The following is a 21,883-nucleotide window of genomic DNA, read 5'->3' as shown; positions in this document are numbered from 1 at the left end:
TTGGTTTGGTTAATTTTGGAGTCCTTACCACAAGCTTATCTTAACGCTTTTTGAAATTACCAGGTAATCTTTCGTTAGGATAGGGGACGAGTTATCATTATTTTATCGAAAAGTTTGCCAAAATAGCTTTTCTTTGAGCAGCACTTTTTTTATCTAAATTTGCGATATTGTGCCATTTAAAATGAGTCAAGCGCGTTTTTAGAAAAAAGCCCCGAAACAAAGCTTTTAGTATTGGAGTACCAAAAACAAGACGATAAGCCCAATTAGGGGTGCTCATGGTTGTTATAACATCAATTTTTGGTTGCGTAACTAATTTTGTTTTCATATTATTAGCTGTATATAAAATATTTTTAGCATATACTTTATCTAGGAAGCCTTTTGTCATTGCCGGCATGATTTCCCACCAAATTGGGAACATAAAGATTATGCGATCTGCCTTTAACAGCCGTTTTTGATAATCAGCAGTCTGAGAATTGCAGGATTTTCCTTGTCGCCAGTCGGCTAAATCCTCTTTAGACATTATCGGGTTAAAATGGTCTGCATGTAAATCGATTAAATCAACATCATCTCCACGGCGTGTGAAATCGGAACTGATTTTTTTTAGAACAGCTGCTAAGAATGAACGATTATGAGGGATGTTTTTCCAAGCATTAGCGGTATATGGGTGATCAAATATAATAACTATTTTCATTGAATAGTGTCTCCTTTTAATTTCAAAAATTTAATTAGTAATCATAGTATAGTGAGAATTTTATTGAAACTCATTAACATAAGTTAAGTAGAGGTAAAAATATGCATAATAATTTTTCGGAATCTTTATTGTGGCTTAAAGATAGTCAAATCGATTTTTCAAAAATGCTGACGCGTAAATCTGTTAAATCGAAAACGACCTTGTTGTATGAAGGCGATGTATCTAATAACATCTATTTTATTAAAAAGGGTGTGTTAAGGCTTTTGCATAATAAAGATGGGGAAGATGTTACATTTCAATTTTTTGTTGAAAATCAGCCAGTCGCCTCTTTTGAAAGCTTTGCACAAGAAACGCCTAGTAACTTTTCAATTGAAAGTTTGGAGGATTCAGAATTACTTATTCTTAATAGAAAGAATTTCAAGATCTTACAAAAAGAAGAACCGCAATTTAGTACACTAGCGTATCAAATTCTTGCCAAACGGTTTATTGAATATACGCGTTATTTTTTGTCACGAATAGAGGATGATCCAGCAACACGATATAAGAAATTCAAAACTGATAGGCCGGATTTAAATCAACGGATTCCCGATTATTATATTGCATCATATTTGGGTATCTCTCCGGTTTCACTAAGTCGAATTCGGCACCGGATATAATTTTGCGCTTGAAGCATCAGTAATTGTATGGCAAAATTTGAATAAATTCATGTAACTAAATACTTGATAGTTAGATGCAGATATGCAAAATTTACATTTAATCGTTACAATCGATCGCCCTAAAGATTTCCAAAATGAATTAGGAGTGTTTAATAATGAAACAAATTTATTTTTTATGTACGGGTAATTCCTGCCGAAGTCAAATGGCAGAAGGGTTTGCGAAGGAAATTCTCGGTGATCAATGGCGAGTAGCCAGTGCTGGTATTGAGACCCATGGCTTAAATCCGCGAGCGGTTAAAGTTATGGCAGAAAAGCAGATCGATATTTCGAAAAACAAATCAAAATTAATTGATCCACAGTATTTAAAGACGAGCGATTTAGTGGTGACGCTTTGTGGCGATGCTCGAGATCGGTGCCCGGTTACACCGTCGACGGTTCAAAAATTGCACTGGCCGTTACCAGATCCTGCCCAAGCGCAGGGAACCGAGACTGAAGTGATGCAGGTCTTTAGAAATGTTCGGGATGAAATTGAACGGCGGATTGAACAGCTAAAAAAGGAATAGTTCGATAGCGGAAAAGTTATCGAAGTTAACGGTGGTGTTTATGAAAACACCGTAATTGAAAAAAAGACCGGTTATCAGTTGCGACGAGATTGGATTGATTTAGCCGACTGAGAAAGCAGCAGACATTTTTAAAGTGTTATCGGTTACATGAAATGAGCTAACTTCGTGCGTATTTATCAAAAAAAGCCTACCATACTAAGTAAATGTACTTAATATGGTAGAAATTTGAACGACGAAGGTGATAATATGGCTAAAATTTTATCCGTGAATTTGGGGAGCTCGACACTAAAGTGGCGCTTGTTTGAGATGCCTGAAGAACAACAGGTCGCGTCAGGATTAGTGGATTTTTTTGACAATACAAAAGCAGAAATTACCGTTAAATTTGGAGATCAAAAAAGGACCCGTTCCTACGATGAAACGCTGAGTCTTAAAGATGCGATTCTGCTTTTAATGGATGAGTTGAAGCGATTAAAGTTAGTCGCCCATCTGCATGACATCGTTGGGGTCGGCCATCGAGTGGTTGCGGGTGGTGAACTGTTTAAGCAATCTGTTGTGATAACGGACAAGGTCTTAACACAAATTGATGACTTGCGTGAATACGCCCCGTTACACAATCATCTTGAAGCTAAAGGGATTAAACGCTTTATGCAACTAATGCCATGGGCAACACATGTGGCGGTCTTTGACTCCGCATTTCATCAGACGATGCCAGCAGAAAATTATTTGTATGGGATTCCTTATGAATACTACCAAAAATATGGGGCACGTAAATACGGAGCGCACGGAACAAGCGTCCGCTACGTTTCAAGACGCACGGCCCAGATCCTTGGCAAACCATTATCAGAGTTGCGGTTAATTGTGATGCACCTTGGGGCTGGTTGCAGCATTACCGCTGTGGATAAAGGAAAATCCGTGGATACTTCGATGGGGTTTACACCATTAGACGGATTAGTGATGAATACACGCAGTGGTCAAGTTGATGTGTCGCTAGTGGCTTATTTAGTACGAAAATTGAATCTAAAAAGCATAGATGACATGATCGACATATTAAATGATCGGTCAGGATTATTGGGAATTTCTGGTCTTTCAGAAGATCAACGTGAACTAAAGAAGCTTGCGCCAACTCATCCCAGAGCCCAATTAGCATTAAATATCTTTGCAAATCGGGTAGTTAAATTTGTCGGTAGCTACATGGCACTAATGAATGGCGTAGATGCGCTCGTTTTCACGGGTGGTGTTGGTGAGAATAGCTTTGAAATGCGCGCTCAAGTTATGGCATCTTTTGGGTATGTGGGGGCACGCATTGATCCTGAAAAAAATAAGATTGTTGGTAAAGAGGTTGATATGAGTACTGCGGATGCCACCGTCAAAACGTTGGTAGTGCCCACTAACGAAGAATTAATGATTGCACGTGATGTTTATGGCCTTTTGTAGGCTGACAATCAGAAAAAAGAACCCACTGAATTTTGAGATGCGGTCTGAAAATGACGTTTAGCTCGACTGAGTTTATTTTAAAATTATGGATTAACAAGAATAAAACACGCTTGAATTTCGGCAGGAAAGTTAACCTGCAAATTCAAGCGTGTTTTTGTATAAAGAGGTCGTGTCATGACTGGTCGTGATCAGGATAGGGGGTCACACTTAAGGTGCCGCCCCGATAAACAGCGTAGTATACATCTGCTAGCTGATAATGTTGTTTTTTTAAATTATCCAGTACCCATGATTCATCCTTATTGATTAATTCTAGAATGGTGCTGTCGATTACGGTATCCACAATTAACGGATACTTTACGGCATCATCACCCTGCATGGTGACGGTAATTTGACCATTTTGTTCCAAAACGGCTCGTTTAACTTCACTAATATCGGTGACGCCAGCCGAACGCAGTTTCAAGGACAGCTCGCTGGCACTCAAGCCGAAACGCGTGGCGACACTGACTAAGATTTGGCCGTTTTGCACGATCGTGTGGGGTTCACCTGTAACGAAGCGACGTAAGAATCGGTTGTGATTGCTGATAAATTTGACGATTAATACAATTAAAGTCCAGATCAGTAAAATTAAGAAGAATTGAAGCAACGTAATGTCTGTGTTGTAGATCATACCACCGATAATGCCACCAAGGACGTAATTTTGGATTTGATCCACGGCGCTAGTTGGCGCCAAATTGCCCTTACCAAGAAGATTAATCTGAACGATGACGCAAACCAGACCCAGCGCAAATTTTAAGCCGATATCTAGATATGAAAACATATTACTTTACCTCCTGATCGCCAATAAGCTGGGTACGTTGTAAATAATAGCTTGAAAAGTCGCTATCAAAATTGACTTGATAGTAGTGGTGATTCATTTTTAAGATCATTTTATCGGTTAACACCGTTTTATTTGTCTTGAGCTTCTTTAAAGAAACGTCTTTCTTGCGACTCACGGTCTGTAAGAAACGGATGATTTGAGCATTTTGGTTCAAACTCGTTTGGTAACGTTGATAATTACTAAACTGGATGCCACCAACTAGGCAGGCGCTTAATACAAATATGATGAGCAAGTCACGATATTTACCGTCGTTTCGGTGACGTAAAAATAGGATTAGCATGAGCACCGCAATGAGTGAAAGAACAACCAAAATGCCGTAACGCCAAAGCAACAGACGGTTATTTTGAGTCAGCAATTGTGAATAAGAATAAAATGTCATCGTAAACCTCTTTTCAAAAATTAACGCGATTTTAGTATAACACAAGGCATTTTTTTAAAAGTCAGCCAGCAGGCACCTCATTTGGGGAAGCTGGGTGGTTAGCAAAAGCTGTCCCTGCAAATTATGAAGCGTTTTTCGTATAAATGTCGTATAATGAGATTATTCTAAAGAAATAAGGAGAACATCATGGCAGAATTAACACGCTTTTACGAAAATTTCCAACCGGCACATTACGATGTCTATTTAGATATTGACCGGAAAAACAAACTCATTTCTGGAAAAACAACCATTGTGGGGGATGCGTTAACCGCCAACTTTTCGCTTCACCAAAAGTACTTAAAAGTTAGTGCGGTTCAAGCCGAAGGGGTCGACGTTCCATTTACAGTGGACGATGAGGCAGATGCCCTTCATATTGAATTACCAGAAGCTGATGAAGTTACTTTAGCCATTACGTATACGGCACCGTTAACAGATTCAATGATGGGGATCTATCCTTCCTACTATGAAGTTAATGGTGAAAAAAAGCAGATTATCGGTACTCAATTTGAAACTAATTTTGCCCGCCAGGCTTTCCCTTGTGTGGACGAGCCGGAAGCTAAGGCTACTTTTGACTTAGCAATCAAGTACGATGAACATGAAGGCGAAACGACCATTAGTAACATGCCTGAAAAGAAAGTTGAAAATGGCGTTCACTACTTTGAAAGTACAGTACGGATGTCTACTTACTTAGTGGCTTTTGCCTTTGGTGAGCTACAAAGTAAGCTGACAACGACGAATAGTGGTGTCAAAATTGGTGTTTTTGGGACAAAAGCGCATAAAGCCAATGAATTAGATTTTGCGTTGGATATTGCCAAACGTTCCATTGAATTTTATGAGGACTTTTACCATACGCCATATCCACTTCCACACTCTTGGCAATTAGCACTCCCTGACTTTTCAGCGGGGGCCATGGAAAACTGGGGACTGGTAACTTATCGAGAAGCATACTTGCTCCTTGATCCCGACAATACAGCCTTAGACACAAAACAGTTGGTGGCAACTGTGATTGCCCACGAATTGGCACATCAATGGTTCGGTGATTTGGTCACGATGAAGTGGTGGGACGATCTTTGGTTAAATGAAAGTTTTGCCAATATGATGGAATACGTGGCAGTTGATGCGCTTGAACCTGATTGGCACATTTGGGAAATGTTCCAGACAGAAGAGGCGGCTGCAGCACTGCAACGAGACGCTACAGATGGTGTTCAATCTGTACACGTTCAAGTTAATAATCCAGCTGAAATTGATGCTTTATTCGATGGGGCGATTGTATACGCCAAAGGGGCTCGGATGTTAGTCATGGTTCGTGCCTTATTGGGTGATGATGCCTTGCGTGCCGGCTTGAAGAATTACTTTGCTTCTCATAAATATACCAACGCAACCGGTGCAGATCTCTGGGCAGCCTTAGGAGACGCCTCTGATTTAGATGTTGGTGCCATCATGAATTCTTGGTTGGAGCAGCCTGGTTATCCAGTTGTTAACGCTAAAATTGAAGATGGTCATCTGAAGTTAAGCCAACAACAATTCTTTATTGGTGAAGGTCAAGAAGTCGGCCGTCAATGGCAGATTCCGCTAAGTGCTAACTACGAAGTTGCACCACAAATTATGGCTGACAAAGCTCTTGATCTTGGCGACTATCGCCAGTTACGTGATGCAAATGGCGTTCCATTCCGCTTGAACGTTGGGAATAACTCACACTTTATTGTGAAATATGACGAAACCTTATTGAATGATATTTTTGCACATTTAACAGATTTAGACGCGATTTCACAATTACAGTTATTACAAGATTTACGTTTATTAGCTGAAGGACGTCAGATTTCATATGCTGAAGTCGTTCCACTATTAGTGAAATTTGCAGATAGTAAGTCTAATGTCGTAAATGCGGCACTTTATCAAGTGGCCAATAACCTTCGTAAGTTTGTCGAACCTGACTCAGCTGAGGAAAAATCTTTACAGGCATTCTTTGATCACTTAAGTCACAACCAAGTGGCACGTTTGGGGTGGACATCCAAAGCAGGAGAATCAAATGATGACCAGTTAACACGACCATATGTCTTGAATGCGTCGTTGTATGCTAAAAATGAGACTGCCATCGAGTCTGCTCATGATCTGTTTGTAGCTAACAAGGATCACTTGGAAACACTGTCAGCAGACACCCGTGTCTTTATTTTACGGAATGAAGTCAAAAATTATGGCAGCGCGGACTTATTTGACCAACTTTTGGCAGCACATCGTCAATCTTCAGATGCGAGTTATAAGGCCGACATTTGCGCTGCTTTGACGAGCACACCAGATCCCGACTTGATTCAAAAATTAGTTGCGAAGTTTGAAGATGCTGAGACCATTAAGCCACAAGATCTGCGGGCTTGGTTCCGCGGCTTGTTGGCCAATGACAAGGGTCAACAGGCAGCTTGGGATTGGATCCGTAATGACTGGCAATGGTTAGAAGATACTGTTGGTGGTGATATGGAATTTACAACCTATATCACAGTTACGGCAGGTATTTTCCACACGCCACAACGGCTTGCAGAATTCAAAGCTTTCTTTGAACCTAAATTAAACACACCAGGTTTGACCCGTGAAATTAAAATGGACACTAAAGTGATTGAGAGTCGTGTCGACTTGATTGAAGCTGAAAAAGATGCTGTTCATGAAGCGGTGGCTAATTCTTTAAATAAGTAAGTTAGATTTAAAACTAAATAGCGTAAAAGGTCCGCCATAACGAAAATGTAAATCACTCACAGTTCTCGTTATGACGGACCTTTTTAATTAGCTATTGTGTGTTATTTTCAAGGATTCCAGATAAAAGTACCGAGAATTTTTTTGAGGAAAATATAGTTAATTTTAAGATTAAATGCAAATTCTTAAAGCTTTAGAAACGTGTTAATAGAGAAAAGCAGCGTATAGTCGGCAAGCAGGCATTAGTTTTGTGAAGCTGACTAAGCGTAGTTAATTGACTGTCAGTGATAATCCCGCCATATTATCAGATGATTTATACGATTTCATCTGATAACCATGGCGGAATTATTTCAAAATGCGTTTTTTGTAAGATTATGCAGTGCTTTTATTTTAAACGATACGCATGTTTCAACAGCAAGGGTGCCAGTAAGGTTGTTAAGACGATGGCAGTGATAATGGCGGAGTAGTAAGTTGAAGAAATGAGGTGTGCGCTGTACCCAATTTGCGCAATGATCAACGCCATTTCGCCACGCGATACCATTCCGGCCCCGACAATATAGGAATCTTTTAAGCTGAATTGTGAAAGCTTGGCACCCAATCCAGCACCTAATAACTTTGTGAAAGTGGCAAGAACTGTCAGTAAAACGATAAAAATAAAGTTTTTCATGAATCCCGCAAACGATAGCGATAGACCAATGCTAACGAAGAAAACGGGAATGAAAAAGGCATAACCGATTGGTTCAATATTGGCTTCTACTTCATGTTTGACGGCGGTTTGTGAGATCGCAATTCCAGCGAAAAAGGCACCCACTACAGAACTTAAGCCAATGGCATCGGCTAGTAGTGCCATACTCAAACATAAAATAACAGCGATGAGGGTGGGGCCACCGACGACAAACAGCCGTTTGCCAACGCTAGTGAGAATTGGAGCTATAAATTTAACCACAAAGTAAATGCCGACAAAAAAGAAGAGTTGATACATGAATGTAAGCCATAAATTTCCAGTGGCAGAGGGCGATGTCCCCATTAAACTCACCATAACGCTGAGAATAACAACGGCTAGGACATCATCCACAACGGCAGCTCCCAAAATTGTGGCCCCGGCCTTACCATGCAGGCCGCCTAATTCCTTTAAGACGGCAACCGAAATGGACACGGAGGTAGCAGCAAAGATCACCCCAATAAAGATACTTTCTGCTTGTGGAAGATGGAAAAGTAAGCTTAGTCCATATATTACGCCAACTGGCAGGATGACACCCAATAGGGCAACTAAAGTGCTGGGACGCAAATATTTTTTTAATAACTGAAGATCACTTTCCATACCTGCGGTGAACATCAAAATAATGACGCCAATCTCTGAAAATAGGTGGGTGAATTCGTCTCCCTTAATCCAGCCCAAAATAGCGGGACCAATTAAAATCCCGATTAGTAGCTGACCCACCACGGCTGGCATCCCTAACCGGGCGCTATAGTGACCCGCAATCGTCGTGGCCACTAGAATTAAACAAAGTTCTGCAATTTCCTGCATGCTTTCACCTCAAAAATAGATTTTAAAGTTTCATGAGTATAAAAAATGAGCGCTAAACTTCAAGTCTTTCTCACACCCCTGAGAAAGGAAAAACCTTGAAGCTTGCGCCCAACCGATTGAAACTATTTTAATTATCTTCATAAGCTTATCATAATTCATAAGACCTGTCATGAAATTAGTTTGTTCTGACCCCAAGCAGCTAGCCTGTTAAATTTTACGAAAGTAACTGTGTTGAATACTTGGGAAGGTATAGATAAAGCGTTGCACCTGATCGTGTGTTAAACGCAATTCAATGATATCTAATAATCCGTTGATGGCATCTACTGCTTCATTACTGTATTCAACTGCCCCGACGAGAATGTGTTTCTTATCAAAAACGAGGGTTAAGGCTGCATCGATTTCGTTTTGAACCTGTTTGAACCAATCATCCCCATATTCAAAATGTGCAACTGTATATTTATCTGGAAAGTTTGCCGCCACATCAGGATTGATGCCCACTTGAGAAATCCGCGGGGAAGAAAAGACAGTAGTCGCAACGCTTGGGTATTGAATCGCATTTGTGGTTTGGCCCGTAAATAACTGCGCCAAATATTGTGATTCAAAAATAGCAGTTGGCGTGATTTTAGGTTCGGTCTTGTCAAGCACGTCACCAGTTGCATAGACTCCGGGGACATTTGTTTGCAGATGATCATCCACCGTAATGCCATGCTTGGTGGTAGCGATGCCTAAGTTCTCAAGTCCAGTACCCTCAAGATTTGGTAACCGACCACTTGCGTCAATGATGTACTCACTTGCAAGTTCAAATTGATCCGGACCATGTAAGATCAGATCGGCATCGTCACGTGTAACACTTGTGAGTTGTTGATCATAGAAAAATTTAACGCCACGTTGTCGTAAGCTTTCGACCAAGCGTTTGACGTAAGGTTGATAAAAATCACGTAGAGGTTGATGACTATCTAAGACAACATTGACGGATGCTCCCGCAGCGTTGGCAATAGAAGCAAATTCCATACCGACATAACCGGCCCCAATAATGGTCAGACGTTTTGGCATTTTCGTGATTGATAGAAAATCTGTACTATCATGCAAAAATTCTTTTCCAGGGATAGCTAAACGATGGGGATGCTGCCCCAGGGCTAACACAATTTTTTTTGCTTGATAGGTGGTATCACCAACTTGAACGGTCTGTGAATCTACTAAATTTGCGTGACCGATAATGACTTTGACGCCACCGTCAATTAACTTTTGTTTGTTACTTTCGGCGAGTTTTCCAATTACCTCGTGTTTATGAGCCATTAAGTCTGGCCAGTTAATTTTAGGCACACTGTCGAATCCACGACCTTGTAGTTGCTCGATGGTCCGAACTAATTCAACGGGCTTATCTAAAGTAATTTTGGCATTACAGCCTCGATTGGTGCAAACACCACCAAATAAACCTTCTTCAACAACTGCTACTTTTAAACCGGCTTGACTCATTGGAATGGCACCATTCCAAGCACCTTGACCACTCCCAATAAATAACACATCATACATTCTTATCAGCTCCTTAACCGCTTACATTTAGTCTTAAATTAACACTTAACTAGCTGGTGAGCAAAAGAAACGCTTGAATTTGGCATTTAAAAAACAAAATTTAGAAATAAGTAAAGCTATATTGGACGCTTTTAAAGTTCTTGTGCGCCAAATAAAAAGCAGCCTATGCTATAATGGGGCTACTAAAAAAGAAATGAGATGAAGTTTTATGGCAATTGTAATTAAAGGTAGTCAGATGGCGGAGGTACGGATAGCCTAGACTTATCTAAACCTCCAGGATGAAATTTTACGGAGGCATCAGATTCATTGCAAAATAAACAATTAAAAGCTTGGGGATTACCAACAAATTTAGCAGATCAAACCTATCCACGAGGGCTAATTATGGGGCGGGTCGTTGGTCAAAATCATACCATGTATAAAGTAAAAACAGCTGCCGATGAGAGGCAAGCTGTCTTTTCCGGTCGCTTAGCTAATTTAGCGATTGAGGCGCAGGATTATCCCGCGGTGGGCGATTGGGTATTACTGCGCGAAAATACAGCAAGTGCCGACATGGCGATTATTGAGCGCCTATTACCACGTCACAGTTTGTTTCTACGAAAAGCGGCGGGACGAAAAAGCGCAGCCCAAATTGTGGCTACTAATGTCGATACCGTTTTTATATGTATGGCGTTAGATGAGAATTATAATTTGAATCGGTTGGCGCGCTATTTGGTAGTGGCCTGGGATAGTGGGGCAACGCCAGTAGTGGTCTTGACCAAGGCAGATCTCACGAATCAGTTGACCCAACAAGTTACGCAGGTCACACAGATGGCAGCGGGGGCCCAAGTTGTGACTTGTTCGGTGACAAATGACACTTGGCACAGTATAGTACCATACGTGCGGCCTAGCGAGACCGTGGCCTTTATTGGGTCATCTGGTGTGGGGAAGACCACATTGATTAATCAGTTAATGGGTGAACAAGTTGGCCAAACGCAGGCAGTGCGCGAAAGTGATGCACACGGCCGCCATACCACTACGAGCCGCGACTTATTGCAGTTACCGAATGGCGGTTTGGTTATTGATACGCCAGGGATGCGGGAGCTTTCAGTTTTGAATGGTGATTTCAAAACCACCTTTGCTGATATTGAAGATCTTGCTAGAATGTGTAAATTCAATGATTGTACGCATACTAGTGAACCTGGGTGTGCGGTGCAAGCTGCCATTCAAGCAGGCCATTTGAGTCAGAAACGACTTGAAGGCTATCGGCAGTTAAGTGAAGAAGCTACGACGAATCAAGCGTTGCATGGCAAGGCTCGTGAGGACGCTAAGTTGGCTCGCATGTTTGGAAGTAAAAAGCAAATGAAAGCAGTGATCAAGGAACGACGTAAACATCGACGTTAAATGATCAAATAGGCTGGGAAATTTCCTAGCCTATTTAATTTGGTCGTTTGATGGTTGCTTGCAGACGGTGGAGAAATAACTGAGCCACGTTGGATAGCGTTTGATTTTTCTTCCATATAATAGTGATGGGATCAGTTACTTCGGGAGCCAGCCGTCGGAAAGTTAACTTAGAATTTTTGCTGGTGTCAATTAAATGCTCAAAAGCTAGGGTATAACCACTTCCGTTTTTCGCCAGCAAGGCAGCGTTGAAGATCAGATTATATGTGCCAACGATGTTCATCTGTTCACCAAGGTTTCCCCACCAATCTAAGAACCGCGATTGCATGAGTGCTTGTTCGGAGATGATAAGCGGCTGACCCAATAAATCAGCAGGATGAATAACAGCTTGAGCGGCTAACTGAGCGTGGACAGGCATCACGACACCCCAATGATCGACTTCCGGTAAGCGCAACGTATTGTACTGTTGTAAAGGTTGCTCACCCATGATTACGCCAAAATCCAAAACGCCAGCATCCAATTTGGCTGCCACATCTTCAGAATCACCACTATGTAGCCGAATATGGACCTCTGGGTAATCCTTTAAAATATGGCTGATCACGTCCATAATGCGTTGCATCCCCACACTCTCACCGGCTCCAATATCTAGGCGACCACTGATAATAACTTGGTTGGATTGTAAGTTAAACGCGGTTTTGTCGACCAAGGTAACAATTTCGTTGACTCGTTCTCGCAAATAATGACCATCTTGTGTGAGTTTGGTTTCACGTGGGCCACGATCAAATAATTTGGTCCCTAATTCGGTTTCTAAATCATGCATTTGTCGGGACAAAGCAGGCTGTGATACGTGTAAAACCTGCGCCGCGTGTGAAATACTCCGTTCTTGGGCGATTGCTAAAAAGTATCGTAAAACACGAACATCCATTTACTCATCTCCATAACAATTAGTTATATTATGACATTAATTATAGGTATTTTACATATAATGACAAGCATTTTATACTGAAACCATCCTAAGGAATGAGGTGAAAAAATGCTTCCAGATAAGTTACAGAATCAAATTATTGATCAAAATCAGCGTTTAATTCAACATTTGAATTCAGGGCAACATACACAAGCCGAAGTTCGTCAATTAGTGGGTGAAATCACAGGGCAAACCATTGATGACTCCGTGGAGATTAGATTACCTTTCTACTCGGATTATGGTCGTAATCTTAAAATTGGCCGTGAGGTTTTTATTAATAGTAAGGCCATGATGGTTGACTTGGGCGGAATTACGATCGCGGACCATGCCTTGATCGGTCCTGGGGCTTACCTCATTTCGGTTAATCATTACCTCGATGTTGACAAAAGGCGTGGTGTGACATTAAAACCAGTTCATATTGGTAAGAATGCTTGGATTGGGGCACGTGCCGTTGTCTTACCCGGCGTGAGTGTTGGGGAAAATGCGGTGGTTGCGGCTGGCGCAGTAGTTTCAAAAAATGTGGCCGCCAATACTGTCGTTGCTGGGGTACCAGCTAAAGTCATTAAAATACTAGAAAATCATAAGGAGGAAATATAAATGAGTATTCAAGATAAGGTTGTTGTCATTACAGGAGCTTCTTCAGGAATTGGGGCCGCAACTGCCAAATTATTGGCTAAGAAGGGTGCCAAAGTTATCTTAGGTGCCCGTAGAGAAGCCCGTTTACAAGAATTAGTCGCAGAAATTGGTGAGAATGCCAGCTATCAAGTAACGGATGTCGCTAAAGCTGAAGATGTACAAGCTTTAATTGAGTTAGCGGTAAAAAAATATGGCCGATTAGATGTGTTATATAACAACGCGGGCATTATGCCGCGTGAAAAGCTTGCTGATGCCAAATATGATAATTGGGAAAAAGAAATCCAAATTAATATTATGGGCGTTTTACATGGCATCGGGGCAGCACTGCCTATCATGCAAAAACAAAATGATGGCCTAATTATCACCACTGATTCAGTGGCCGGTCATGTGGTGTACCCAGAGTCGGCTGTCTATAATGGCACCAAGTACGCAGTTCGTGCCATTATGGAAGGCTTACGCCAAGAAGAACGACTACATGGCATTCGTTCCACGATTGTGTCTCCTGGTGCAGTGGGCACTGAGTTAAATAAAACGATTGATAATCCAGAGATGCAAGCCGAGATTGATAAGGTCTTTAAAAATAGTACTTCGGAACAGCGGCGGATGAATACCTTGGATCCAGAAGATATTGCCAACGCTGTGGCTTATGTAGTGGCTCAACCTAAACACGTCGCCATTTCAGACATGCTGATCCGACCAACGGCACAAGAAGTTTAAGATAAGAAAGTCGGTCTAAAATAGTATCACCGGTGCTAGTCATTTTAAATAAAGAAGCAATCAAGATTTTATAACAAATTTCTTGATTGCTTTTTTGTTAGGTTTACTTATTTAATTTATTGTCGATAAGTTTTCGCAGCTTGCGTGCGCAACTTTCGAATGGCAAATAAGGTATTGTCGATGCGTGGTTTATGTCTTTTTTCAAGAGCCGTCACTTCGTCAAGTAGTTCATTGCCAAGCGTCCAATCACCAAAGTAAAGTTCCCAAATGCCGATCCAGAATTGTTGAGCCAAACGGCCATCCCAATTCAAGTTGTGGGAATCAAGTGCCGTGATTTTAGATTTGAGTTGTCGAGCAGCTTGATAGTCGTGAAAATTTAAATAGGTTTGTAGGAGAGTACCATAAAATTCAACAAGGTTATTTAACACGTTAAACGGGTCACCCCATTTTGTCTGGTAATGAAGACAGTTAGCTGCCATACGTTCCGTAAGGGGATGTAATGCAGATAATCCCTTTGTGGTGGCTACAATTGGAACCAAGATATTAACAAGTTTTAGTTCCTGAATAGTCCACATTTTTGCCTGTTGAAGATGCAAATAGATTGGACGCGTCGTTGTCGTGATGCCAATGGAACTGTGATCATAAGCAAGCAATAAAATACTTGCATAACTGGACACTAATTTGTCGTATGCATGCGGACTATGTGAATGTTCCTGAATCCACTGTGAAATAGCCGGAAAATTTTGAGCAGCATAAGCTTTCATGACGGTGAGCAAAGCCTGTTCTAAAGGTGAAGGTTGATAGTTCTGTTGAATATAGCGTAATTCGTCAGCCGAAATTGCCAAATTATCTAGAATTAAAAATAATTTACTAGCGCCAATATCGTTTGCCCCTTTTTCAAAGCGTGATGCGAAGGAACGCGAAACTATTTTGCCATACACTTCCTTTTGAGTTAGCCCTTTTTCAATGCGAATTCTATGTATTGTGCAGCCAATTTTTTCCATTTCAATTCCTCCAATGTGGCATATTTGCAACATGTCCATTAAGTTTACCACGTGAATGCCTGATAGGATGAACTCAATGTTTAATTAGGAGGAAAAAATATGCCAAAAATTTTGAAGAATCATACGTTACAAACTATTGCCAGTGCTAATTTCTTTGCAACGTTAGGAGTAAGTATTTTTAATATTATTTTATTGACCTATGCCAAAAGTTTTCCGAATCCGCATTGGTTTGTGTCAGTCGTGTCAATTGTTACGGTTGTACCAGCTGTGTTTGGCGGTGTTACTGGGCGAGTAGCTGATCAGACGAGTAAGAAGACTAACTGGTTAGTTGGTACCAAGTTAATTCAGGCAGGCTTATATTTGGTACTTGCTCAAATCATTAATCAACGAACAGTTTTTATTTTTTACATCATCGTTGTCATTAATTTGTTTTCAGATATTATCGGCAATTATGCTGGTAACTTGTTAACAATTGTCATTCAGGACCGAATCATGGGAGAAGATAGGCAACAAGTTATGGGCATTAATACCAGTGTAGGCACCATTATGGAGCCAATTGGTCAGACTCTTGGTGTTATTATTATTTCACAAACTCATAATTATGCCTTAGCAGGAGTTATTAATGCAGTGACTTTTATTTTATCAGCAGTATGTTTGACGATGGGGTATCATGCCGTTTTGTCTACCAAAAAAGTGGCACCCCAGCCTGTGACCGAAGGCGTTTGGCAAGTAATTCGCAAAGTTATGATTAAAACGACAGGTATGGACGCTGTCAGCTATCTAGGAATCATTATGATTTTGAATGGCGTATCTGTTGGGTTGGATGCCATTTTGAATTTACTTTTTATTGATTTAGCACCGTCTTTAAACATTGATTATTCCTTTGCCATTTTACTAATTAACATTGTTTATGTGATGGGAAGTGTTTTAGGGAGCATTACTAAGGATACGTGGATTGATCATTTAGACTTATTTCAATTATTGTTAGTCACTTTAGGAGCACCAGTTATTGCCTACAGCACCTTGCTTTTATACCCTAAACTAATACCAATTTTAGTTAGCATGTTTGCGGTGGCTTTTATGAGTGGCAAGCTGGATCCTAAAATGTTTGCAACAATGATGCCGCAAATTGATCCCCATCTAACGGGAACTGTTTTTGGAACCATAAGTACCATTGTGACTGTGGCATCACCAGTCGGTAGTGTGGGAATTGTTTTGCTATATAATTTAGTTGATAGCACATTTGCTTGTGTATTTGCATTAATACTGATAACGGTTTCATTTGTTTGGGCATTGTGGGCACATCAAAAAATAGCCAAGCTGCAGATAAAGGATTAGAATTACCTAAAATGAATTTGTTGAGTGATGCTTGTATTTATTTTGGGATTAATGCTTTGTTTTTGCCAAGCCGTTAAGGCCAAACATAATAAATGGTAAAAGCTAAAAGAAAAATGAGAAGTAAAGAGTTCCTGAAGACTTAACTTTTTATCAGGGTGGAATGCCTGTGTTGATAGTATTGGGGCATGAAGAAGAAGTGTTTGTACAGTTGAAAGACAGTAAACAAATTCGTGAATTTAAACGACTGGCAGGCATACAGACAAATGAGGAGATGGTCGAATGATAACTGGTGAGTCGCTTTATTTAGGTGGTCCGTGGTTTTATGTCGTGACCGTCGTGCTTATTTTAATGATTTGCATGATTGGTTATTTTATTTTTAAAATTTTTCGTCATTTCAAATAATTTGAGAAGATAGAAGGCTTTCCGATGAAAAAAGTAATTAGAATTATTGTACCGATTATTCTGGTGATTGGTTATGTTTATTTGTATTATTCAGTTTCGCATGACACTTTGCAATCTGCATTAATTATTGGCGGTGTTTTGTTGCTCATATTTGGGTTAATGATCGGGCTTGGCAATTTGGAAAGTAAGGATCAGTTGCCGCCTGTTCAGGCAGGTAATCCCAATGTGCCACAACGACTAAACGTTTTCATGAAAACCGGAAACTTTTTAAAACAGTCACGGCATCTGGTATTTAATGAGGCCTCAATCTGGCTGATTGGCGTTGCACTTTCTTTAATCCTTTACGGCTTTTTGTTTTATTGGCAGGTTATATAGGAAGAAAGTATGAGCTAGATGATTCTTGTGATTATAATGTTGTTGATTGTTTTAACCACGTATAGTCCCATAACAGAATTAAAATAAATACAAGAAGACCAGTAAGTTGTGAAAAACTTACTGGTCTTTTTATTGATCTAGACATTTAGTTTTTTTGGGTGACCCTGCGAGGCTTCAGAAAAGCTAATATGTTGTTCTTTTCCTAATTCATTTAGATAATTTTGATATAGATATTTTTTATAACCTTATTATCATGTTTACGTTTATATTTGTCAGGATGAACTTGGATGAGTGAAATGATTTGATTATTTTTCCGATCAGGTAGGTTGGTATTTGAGGGTGGTAATTCGTTATTGAAACTATACGCACCAACAAAAACAATGGCCATGTCTAAGGGATCGCTGACACTATTTCCTTCCGTCATGCCATCAATATCTAGAATTTTAACTGTAAAAGCGTGTGGTTCAGATGCTTTAGGCGTAATAATTACTGGATAAATATATTCTCTGTTTTTAACAGATATAGTAAGATGCCTTTCTAAGTGTTCATTTGTCCAAACAGCATGTTTGTCGCCATGACGTTTCAGCCGCCAGCTCGGTCTTTGCATAGTTAAAACTCCCTAATAAAGTTATATACGTGGTGAATACGAATGCTTTGTTAAACAGAAGGAAAACTATCTACAACTGGTTGAACACTAAAAGTGAAAATGCGGTTGATATCCTTTAAAATAAAAGCATCACAACCACAAATCGGAGGGATGCATAATGCGACAAGTTCAATTTTATGGTGCAATTTCGTTAGATGGATATTTAGCAACTCCACAGCATGATTTACAATGGTTATTTGACACTGCGGGCGGAGACAAAGCTAATTCGGATCATTTTTTTAAGCAGGTTGATACGACTATTATGGGGCGAAAAACTTATGAGGTGACAAAAAATACGATGGGCGATGAGCTTTTGTTTCCCGACAAAACGAATTATGTGCTTTCTAGAACGCGAGAAGGGCAAACAAGGGATGCCACTTATATGAACCAGTCACCAGTGGACTTAGTACGCCACTTACAAGCGCAATCTGGAGGCAACATTTGGATTGTGGGTGGTGGGCAGATTGTCACCGATTTAGTGGCTGAGGATCTGATTGATGAATGGTGGATTCAAATTGCGCCGGTATTATTAGGAAAAGGGATTCGTTTATTTCCAGAAGGTGATTACGAACGCCGATTAGAGTTGATTGACGTGACGCACTACGACCAGTTAGCAGAACTTCATTTGAAAAGAAAAAATCGCTGATAGTACGTAACTGCAAGCCGCCAGTAAAAAAGCTAAGATCAAAATAAGGTCTTAGCTCTTTGGCGTGGTTTACGTCTTGTTCATTGAAATAGCGGAATTGCTTTTGCAAGATCGGATAAAACAAGAGTGGCCTTTTGACGCATGCTGGGTTCGGGTGTTACCCAGTCTGGTACAAGAACTGTGTCGATACCGGCGCCTGTTGCTGCCAACAAGCCCGTAGTTGCATCTTCAAAAACCACGGCCTGTTTTGGGGTGATTTGTGCTTGCTGAAGGGCGTACAAGTAAATATCCGGCGCTGGTTTGTTGTGTTTCACTTCATCGCCACTAATGAAATCGGTAAAGAAATTTGCACTCCGATTGTTTCCACGGTTTGAAGAAGGGTGGTCTTTGCGGTCGAAGATGTCGCATAGCATCTTGTGTGCGTTCGATTTAAGAAAGTGAGCAATTCAACTGCGCCGGATTTGACTTGCACGTCCCCTTTTTTTAACCGCTGTTGATAAAGCACCATGGCTTCATTAAAAATTTGGTTTCCTAAAATGGCGTCACCGACCAACTTCGTTAACTTTTGAATGGTGACAGGAAATCCTTTTGCAATGTAGGTCATGTGATCGGTTTTACTAAAGGTAAACCCGTATTTAGCTAAGACATCACGCCGGGTTTCAAAATAAAGTTTCTCAGTATCCACTAATAATCCGTCCAGATCAAAGAAGACGGCTTTTTTGTGATTAAACAACTGTATCGTGTCCTCCTAATAAAGTTCAATTTTGAAAAAATCTAGAATCACAAGCTGGTTTAATTTTAAGCAGTCGCCAAGGATTAAGCAATCACTGTTTGTGGTCTTAAACAAGGTAAATTCTAAAAAGGTGACACTGCAGTTTTAAGTGCTTGTGGGTCACAACAGAGCCCAGTTACTAAGTTAAGATAGTCCTTAAGTGATGATACACGAAAATTAGTTTGTTCGCGTCCTAAGGCTACATTGACTTCAATTGGACCCAATAGTTCATCGCCTTTTGCCTCATTTACTTATGCCCAAACGCAAACACTAAGTCAAGAATACGCAATGCCTAAAGCGACGACACAGGCCGGCAGCGATGGCAGTTACATTTATTTGTTTGTGAATACCCACAAACTGGTTCAAATCGGAAATGGCTCACTAAAGACCCATGAAAAACTTACAAAAAAGACTGAAACGAGTGACTTACCGGCAGACGTACTCAACGTGTTTGACCAATTAGACAAGCAAGCGGCAAATAATTATGTAGCAAATAGTTTGACTAGTCAAAGTGGTCACCGCTATATTGCATCCTTAACTGATCAAGTGGATAAATTGACGAAGATGGCGATATCTCAGCGTACTCAAATTAAAGAAGTGAGTCTGAGTGACGGTCAAATCGCTTTAAGTAATGTAAATTAAAAAATTTAAGGGGAAGAAAACAAAATGGTACCTAAAATTTTTGAGTTTAACGTGCAAATTCAGCCTTCGGAAGTGGGAAAAGGAGGTGCGTATGTTATTTTTCCGTATGATATTCGTGAGCTTTTCGATAAAGGTAGAATAAGGGTACATGCCACCTTTGACGGGGAACCTTATGATGGTAGTGTTGTCAACATGGGCGTCAAAGATAAAGAAGGAAACGTCTGCTACATTTTGGGGATTCGCAAAGATATTCGCCAAAAAGTTAATAAAAAGATTGGCGATTGGGTTTATGTGACGCTTCGAGTGCAATAAGTGGTCGCTGGGCACTTTCTTTGCCTGCGTTTTTAGGTTATGTCATAATGACGCTATAAGGAAATAATTTATGGTTTTTATAACCAAAGCGAAAATGCGGACTTACGATGAACCTTCCTGGGAGGATAAAGCAATGGCAAAAATGGTATTTATTAATTTACCGGTCACTGATATGCAGCGTTCCATTAAGTTTTACGAAGCAATTGGGTTTAAGCAAAATATGGATTACTCTGACGAAAATGGTGCGGGAATGATGTGGGATGACAATATTTGGATTATGTTGTTAACACACGATTTCTACCAACAATTTTTAAGTTGTCAACTAGTGGCGAACACGCAAGAAGTTAGTGGTTCGATGACCGCGTTGAGTATGGATAGTATTGAAGAAGTGAAAAAGTTTGCCCAAACTGCTAAAGAAAACGGCGGCGATTTTTATCACGTTGAACTAGGAATGCCTGAAGAACAGATGTATGAATTGGAAGTCAAAGATCCAGATGGCAACATTTTGTCGGCGGCGTGGATGGCAATGTAATTACTGAAAAAGAGGTTCCAATACGAAGCACATTAGTTTATAAATGAGTAATAAGTGCAATGTATGATTATGAAGAGTACATTTTTCTCTGTTTGTTTACAATGTAATACGACGTATTAGATAAAAATAAATACTTTCAAGATGAAAAGACCTGTTTCTAATATCCATAAAGAAACAGGTCTTTTTGTTTTTCAAGCTGAATGGGCGACTAAGATTTAGCTCTTTAAAATGCATTTGGCAAAACCTGGTTGTAAATTGAGTTTTTCTGATCGGATTAATTTTAAGGGCCCTTGCATTTGTATGATGTTTCTAAAGTGGATTTGACTCTAAAGGATGATTTTTATATTAAATTAAAATGCGAAAGAGCTTTAGGAATACCATTTGATCGGTAGTCGTCAGTCATATAATCAGCTACTTTTGTTACATTGGTTGATGAATTACCCATAGCGATGCCGGTGTCAACACTTTTGAGCATACTAATATCGTTGTCTCCGTCTCCAAATGCAAATGTGTGAATTCCTGACAGTTCGGGTAATGAAAGTAATTTTTTTATACCGTATGCTTTGGATATTTTTTGTGCAACGGTATCAATTGTGACTTTAGAATTTCTCATAAAATTGAGGTTAATAAACTTCTTGCGATACTTTAACTCGAGAAGATTGTTTGATGCAGGAATGAAAACAAGCAACATAAGTATTTTATGAGTGTAATAATATTCTGGAATAACGGGAGGTATTGGCCGATGCATTTCAGTGAACAAAGATTTCGTATATTTATTGTTAAGTGAAACTGCCACGCCAGCTGAACTATGGTAGGCCAAAGCAATATTGTCTCTGTATGCTTCCAATGAAATATTCTCTAAAATTTCTGTAGATATTGGTACTTGATAGAGATGGCTATTGCCAATAAATAAGTCGGCACCATTTGATCCCACAATTGTCTTAATACCGCTCTCTTTGATGATCTCATTAAGTTCATATTGATTTTTCCCAGTACTGATGACTGGAAGAATCCCATTATTTTTGAGCTTATTGATAGCCTCTATATTCTCTTTGTACACATGTTTTTGAGGGCTCAGTAACGTTTTGTCTAAATCAAAGAAGACTGCTGCTTTATATTTTTTCATAAAAATCGCTTC

Annotated in this window: 23 protein-coding genes, 1 pseudogene and 1 other annotated feature; of the genes and pseudogenes, 14 read left to right on the top strand and 10 right to left on the bottom strand. The window is 40.1% G+C overall.

Annotation, left to right across the window (positions count from 1 at the left end):
* Window positions 1-97: 97 nt before the first annotated feature.
* Window positions 98-691 carry an NAD(P)H-dependent oxidoreductase gene (locus IV80_RS02165; protein WP_057748848.1) on the bottom strand — a complete coding sequence of 198 codons (594 nt, stop codon included), beginning with the start codon at window positions 689-691 and terminating at the stop codon, window positions 98-100.
* Window positions 692-792: 101 nt separating this feature from the next.
* Here IV80_RS02165 and IV80_RS02160 point away from each other — a divergent pair, with 101 nt between their 5' ends.
* The 3 genes from IV80_RS02160 (at window position 793) to IV80_RS02150 (ending at window position 3,344) form a co-directional block, all read left to right on the top strand.
* Window positions 793-1,347, top strand: a complete 555-nt coding sequence (locus tag IV80_RS02160) for a Crp/Fnr family transcriptional regulator (protein ID WP_236699559.1) — start codon at window positions 793-795, stop codon at window positions 1,345-1,347.
* Between the two features lie 155 nt (window positions 1,348-1,502).
* Complete coding sequence (gene arsC, locus IV80_RS02155) at window positions 1,503-1,910, top strand: arsenate reductase (thioredoxin) (protein ID WP_057748846.1); 408 nt, start codon at window positions 1,503-1,505, stop codon at window positions 1,908-1,910.
* Window positions 1,911-2,156: 246 nt separating this feature from the next.
* A complete protein-coding gene (locus IV80_RS02150; protein WP_057748843.1) occupies window positions 2,157-3,344 on the top strand; it encodes an acetate/propionate family kinase in 1,188 nt (395 codons plus the stop codon).
* Window positions 3,345-3,516: 172 nt separating this feature from the next.
* On the opposite strand, the gene IV80_RS02145 is transcribed toward IV80_RS02150, so the two are convergent.
* On the bottom strand, window positions 3,517-4,161 hold the full coding sequence (locus IV80_RS02145) for a DUF421 domain-containing protein (RefSeq protein WP_057748840.1): 645 nt from the start codon (window positions 4,159-4,161) through the stop codon (window positions 3,517-3,519).
* A 1-nt stretch (window position 4,162) separates the two neighbouring features.
* Complete coding sequence (locus tag IV80_RS02140; RefSeq protein WP_057748837.1) at window positions 4,163-4,600, bottom strand: DUF3290 domain-containing protein; 438 nt, start codon at window positions 4,598-4,600, stop codon at window positions 4,163-4,165.
* A 186-nt stretch (window positions 4,601-4,786) separates the two neighbouring features.
* Between IV80_RS02140 and IV80_RS02135 the strand changes: the two genes are divergently transcribed.
* Window positions 4,787-7,324, top strand: coding sequence for a M1 family metallopeptidase (locus IV80_RS02135; protein ID WP_057748834.1), 2,538 nt, complete (start codon window positions 4,787-4,789; stop codon window positions 7,322-7,324).
* A 382-nt stretch (window positions 7,325-7,706) separates the two neighbouring features.
* Here IV80_RS02135 and IV80_RS02130 read toward each other — a convergent pair whose 3' ends face one another.
* Both IV80_RS02130 and IV80_RS02125 read right to left on the bottom strand, forming a co-directional pair.
* On the bottom strand, window positions 7,707-8,849 hold the full coding sequence (locus IV80_RS02130; protein WP_057748832.1) for a cation:proton antiporter: 1,143 nt from the start codon (window positions 8,847-8,849) through the stop codon (window positions 7,707-7,709).
* Between the two features lie 66 nt (window positions 8,850-8,915).
* Window positions 8,916-8,963 (bottom strand) — a sequence feature (sodium ion sensor (DUF1646 type); this cis-regulatory element may regulate processes involved in with the transportation of sodium ions).
* Window positions 8,964-9,056: 93 nt separating this feature from the next.
* Entirely contained in the window at window positions 9,057-10,382 is a 1,326-nt protein-coding gene (locus IV80_RS02125) for a dihydrolipoyl dehydrogenase family protein (RefSeq protein WP_057748829.1), read from the bottom strand.
* A gap of 306 nt (window positions 10,383-10,688) precedes the next feature.
* On the opposite strand from IV80_RS02125, the gene rsgA reads away from it, so the two are divergent.
* Window positions 10,689-11,762 carry a ribosome small subunit-dependent GTPase A gene (rsgA, locus tag IV80_RS02120; RefSeq protein ID WP_057748826.1) on the top strand — a complete coding sequence of 358 codons (1,074 nt, stop codon included), beginning with the start codon at window positions 10,689-10,691 and terminating at the stop codon, window positions 11,760-11,762.
* A 34-nt stretch (window positions 11,763-11,796) separates the two neighbouring features.
* On the opposite strand, the gene IV80_RS02115 is transcribed toward rsgA, so the two are convergent.
* Window positions 11,797-12,684: a LysR family transcriptional regulator gene (locus tag IV80_RS02115; RefSeq protein ID WP_057748823.1), complete on the bottom strand. Its 888-nt coding sequence runs from the start codon at window positions 12,682-12,684 to the stop codon at window positions 11,797-11,799.
* 108 nt (window positions 12,685-12,792) lie between these two features.
* Between IV80_RS02115 and IV80_RS02110 the strand changes: the two genes are divergently transcribed.
* Entirely contained in the window at window positions 12,793-13,320 is a 528-nt protein-coding gene (locus tag IV80_RS02110) for a DapH/DapD/GlmU-related protein (RefSeq protein ID WP_057748819.1), read from the top strand.
* Window positions 13,321-14,076 (top strand): SDR family oxidoreductase, encoded by a 756-nt coding sequence (locus IV80_RS02105; RefSeq protein ID WP_057748816.1) that lies wholly within the window; start codon window positions 13,321-13,323, stop codon window positions 14,074-14,076.
* Between the two features lie 116 nt (window positions 14,077-14,192).
* Here the strand turns inward: IV80_RS02105 and IV80_RS02100 are convergent, their stop codons facing one another.
* Entirely contained in the window at window positions 14,193-15,080 is an 888-nt protein-coding gene (locus IV80_RS02100) for a helix-turn-helix domain-containing protein (protein WP_057748815.1), read from the bottom strand.
* Between the two features lie 99 nt (window positions 15,081-15,179).
* Here IV80_RS02100 and IV80_RS02095 point away from each other — a divergent pair, with 99 nt between their 5' ends.
* The 3 genes from IV80_RS02095 to IV80_RS02090 all read left to right on the top strand — a co-directional run bounded on the left by IV80_RS02095 (window position 15,180) and on the right by IV80_RS02090 (window position 17,195).
* A complete protein-coding gene (locus IV80_RS02095; RefSeq protein ID WP_057748812.1) occupies window positions 15,180-16,418 on the top strand; it encodes an MFS transporter in 1,239 nt (412 codons plus the stop codon).
* 279 nt (window positions 16,419-16,697) lie between these two features.
* Window positions 16,698-16,820 (top strand): hypothetical protein, encoded by a 123-nt coding sequence (locus tag IV80_RS10220; RefSeq protein ID WP_261763745.1) that lies wholly within the window; start codon window positions 16,698-16,700, stop codon window positions 16,818-16,820.
* Between the two features lie 24 nt (window positions 16,821-16,844).
* On the top strand, window positions 16,845-17,195 hold the full coding sequence (locus IV80_RS02090; RefSeq protein ID WP_057748808.1) for a hypothetical protein: 351 nt from the start codon (window positions 16,845-16,847) through the stop codon (window positions 17,193-17,195).
* Window positions 17,196-17,406: 211 nt separating this feature from the next.
* Here the strand turns inward: IV80_RS02090 and IV80_RS02085 are convergent, their stop codons facing one another.
* Window positions 17,407-17,802 carry a hypothetical protein gene (locus tag IV80_RS02085; protein ID WP_057748805.1) on the bottom strand — a complete coding sequence of 132 codons (396 nt, stop codon included), beginning with the start codon at window positions 17,800-17,802 and terminating at the stop codon, window positions 17,407-17,409.
* 157 nt (window positions 17,803-17,959) lie between these two features.
* Here IV80_RS02085 and IV80_RS02080 point away from each other — a divergent pair, with 157 nt between their 5' ends.
* Window positions 17,960-18,487 carry a dihydrofolate reductase family protein gene (locus tag IV80_RS02080; protein WP_057748803.1) on the top strand — a complete coding sequence of 176 codons (528 nt, stop codon included), beginning with the start codon at window positions 17,960-17,962 and terminating at the stop codon, window positions 18,485-18,487.
* A gap of 80 nt (window positions 18,488-18,567) precedes the next feature.
* Here the strand turns inward: IV80_RS02080 and IV80_RS10170 are convergent.
* Window positions 18,568-19,172, bottom strand: a pseudogene (locus tag IV80_RS10170) (HAD family hydrolase).
* A gap of 291 nt (window positions 19,173-19,463) precedes the next feature.
* Between IV80_RS10170 and IV80_RS02070 the strand changes: the two are divergent.
* From IV80_RS02070 to IV80_RS02060, 3 genes are all read left to right on the top strand, one after another.
* Window positions 19,464-19,901 carry a hypothetical protein gene (locus IV80_RS02070; protein WP_057748800.1) on the top strand — a complete coding sequence of 146 codons (438 nt, stop codon included), beginning with the start codon at window positions 19,464-19,466 and terminating at the stop codon, window positions 19,899-19,901.
* A gap of 24 nt (window positions 19,902-19,925) precedes the next feature.
* A complete protein-coding gene (locus IV80_RS02065; RefSeq protein ID WP_057748797.1) occupies window positions 19,926-20,213 on the top strand; it encodes a DUF1905 domain-containing protein in 288 nt (95 codons plus the stop codon).
* A gap of 133 nt (window positions 20,214-20,346) precedes the next feature.
* Window positions 20,347-20,745: a VOC family protein gene (locus tag IV80_RS02060; protein ID WP_057748794.1), complete on the top strand. Its 399-nt coding sequence runs from the start codon at window positions 20,347-20,349 to the stop codon at window positions 20,743-20,745.
* A gap of 340 nt (window positions 20,746-21,085) precedes the next feature.
* Here the strand turns inward: IV80_RS02060 and IV80_RS02055 are convergent, their stop codons facing one another.
* The gene (locus tag IV80_RS02055; RefSeq protein WP_057748792.1) at window positions 21,086-21,871 is read right to left on the bottom strand and encodes a Cof-type HAD-IIB family hydrolase; all 786 of its coding nucleotides are present in this window, start codon (window positions 21,869-21,871) and stop codon (window positions 21,086-21,088) included.
* Between the last annotated feature and the right edge of the window lie 12 nt (window positions 21,872-21,883).

This window comes from Pediococcus cellicola (assembly GCF_001438655.1).
In the GTDB taxonomy this organism is placed as follows: Bacteria; Bacillota; Bacilli; order Lactobacillales; family Lactobacillaceae; genus Pediococcus; species Pediococcus cellicola.
Note: the sequence above shows the minus strand (reverse complement) of the source record. Positions and strands in the feature narration are given on the sequence as shown.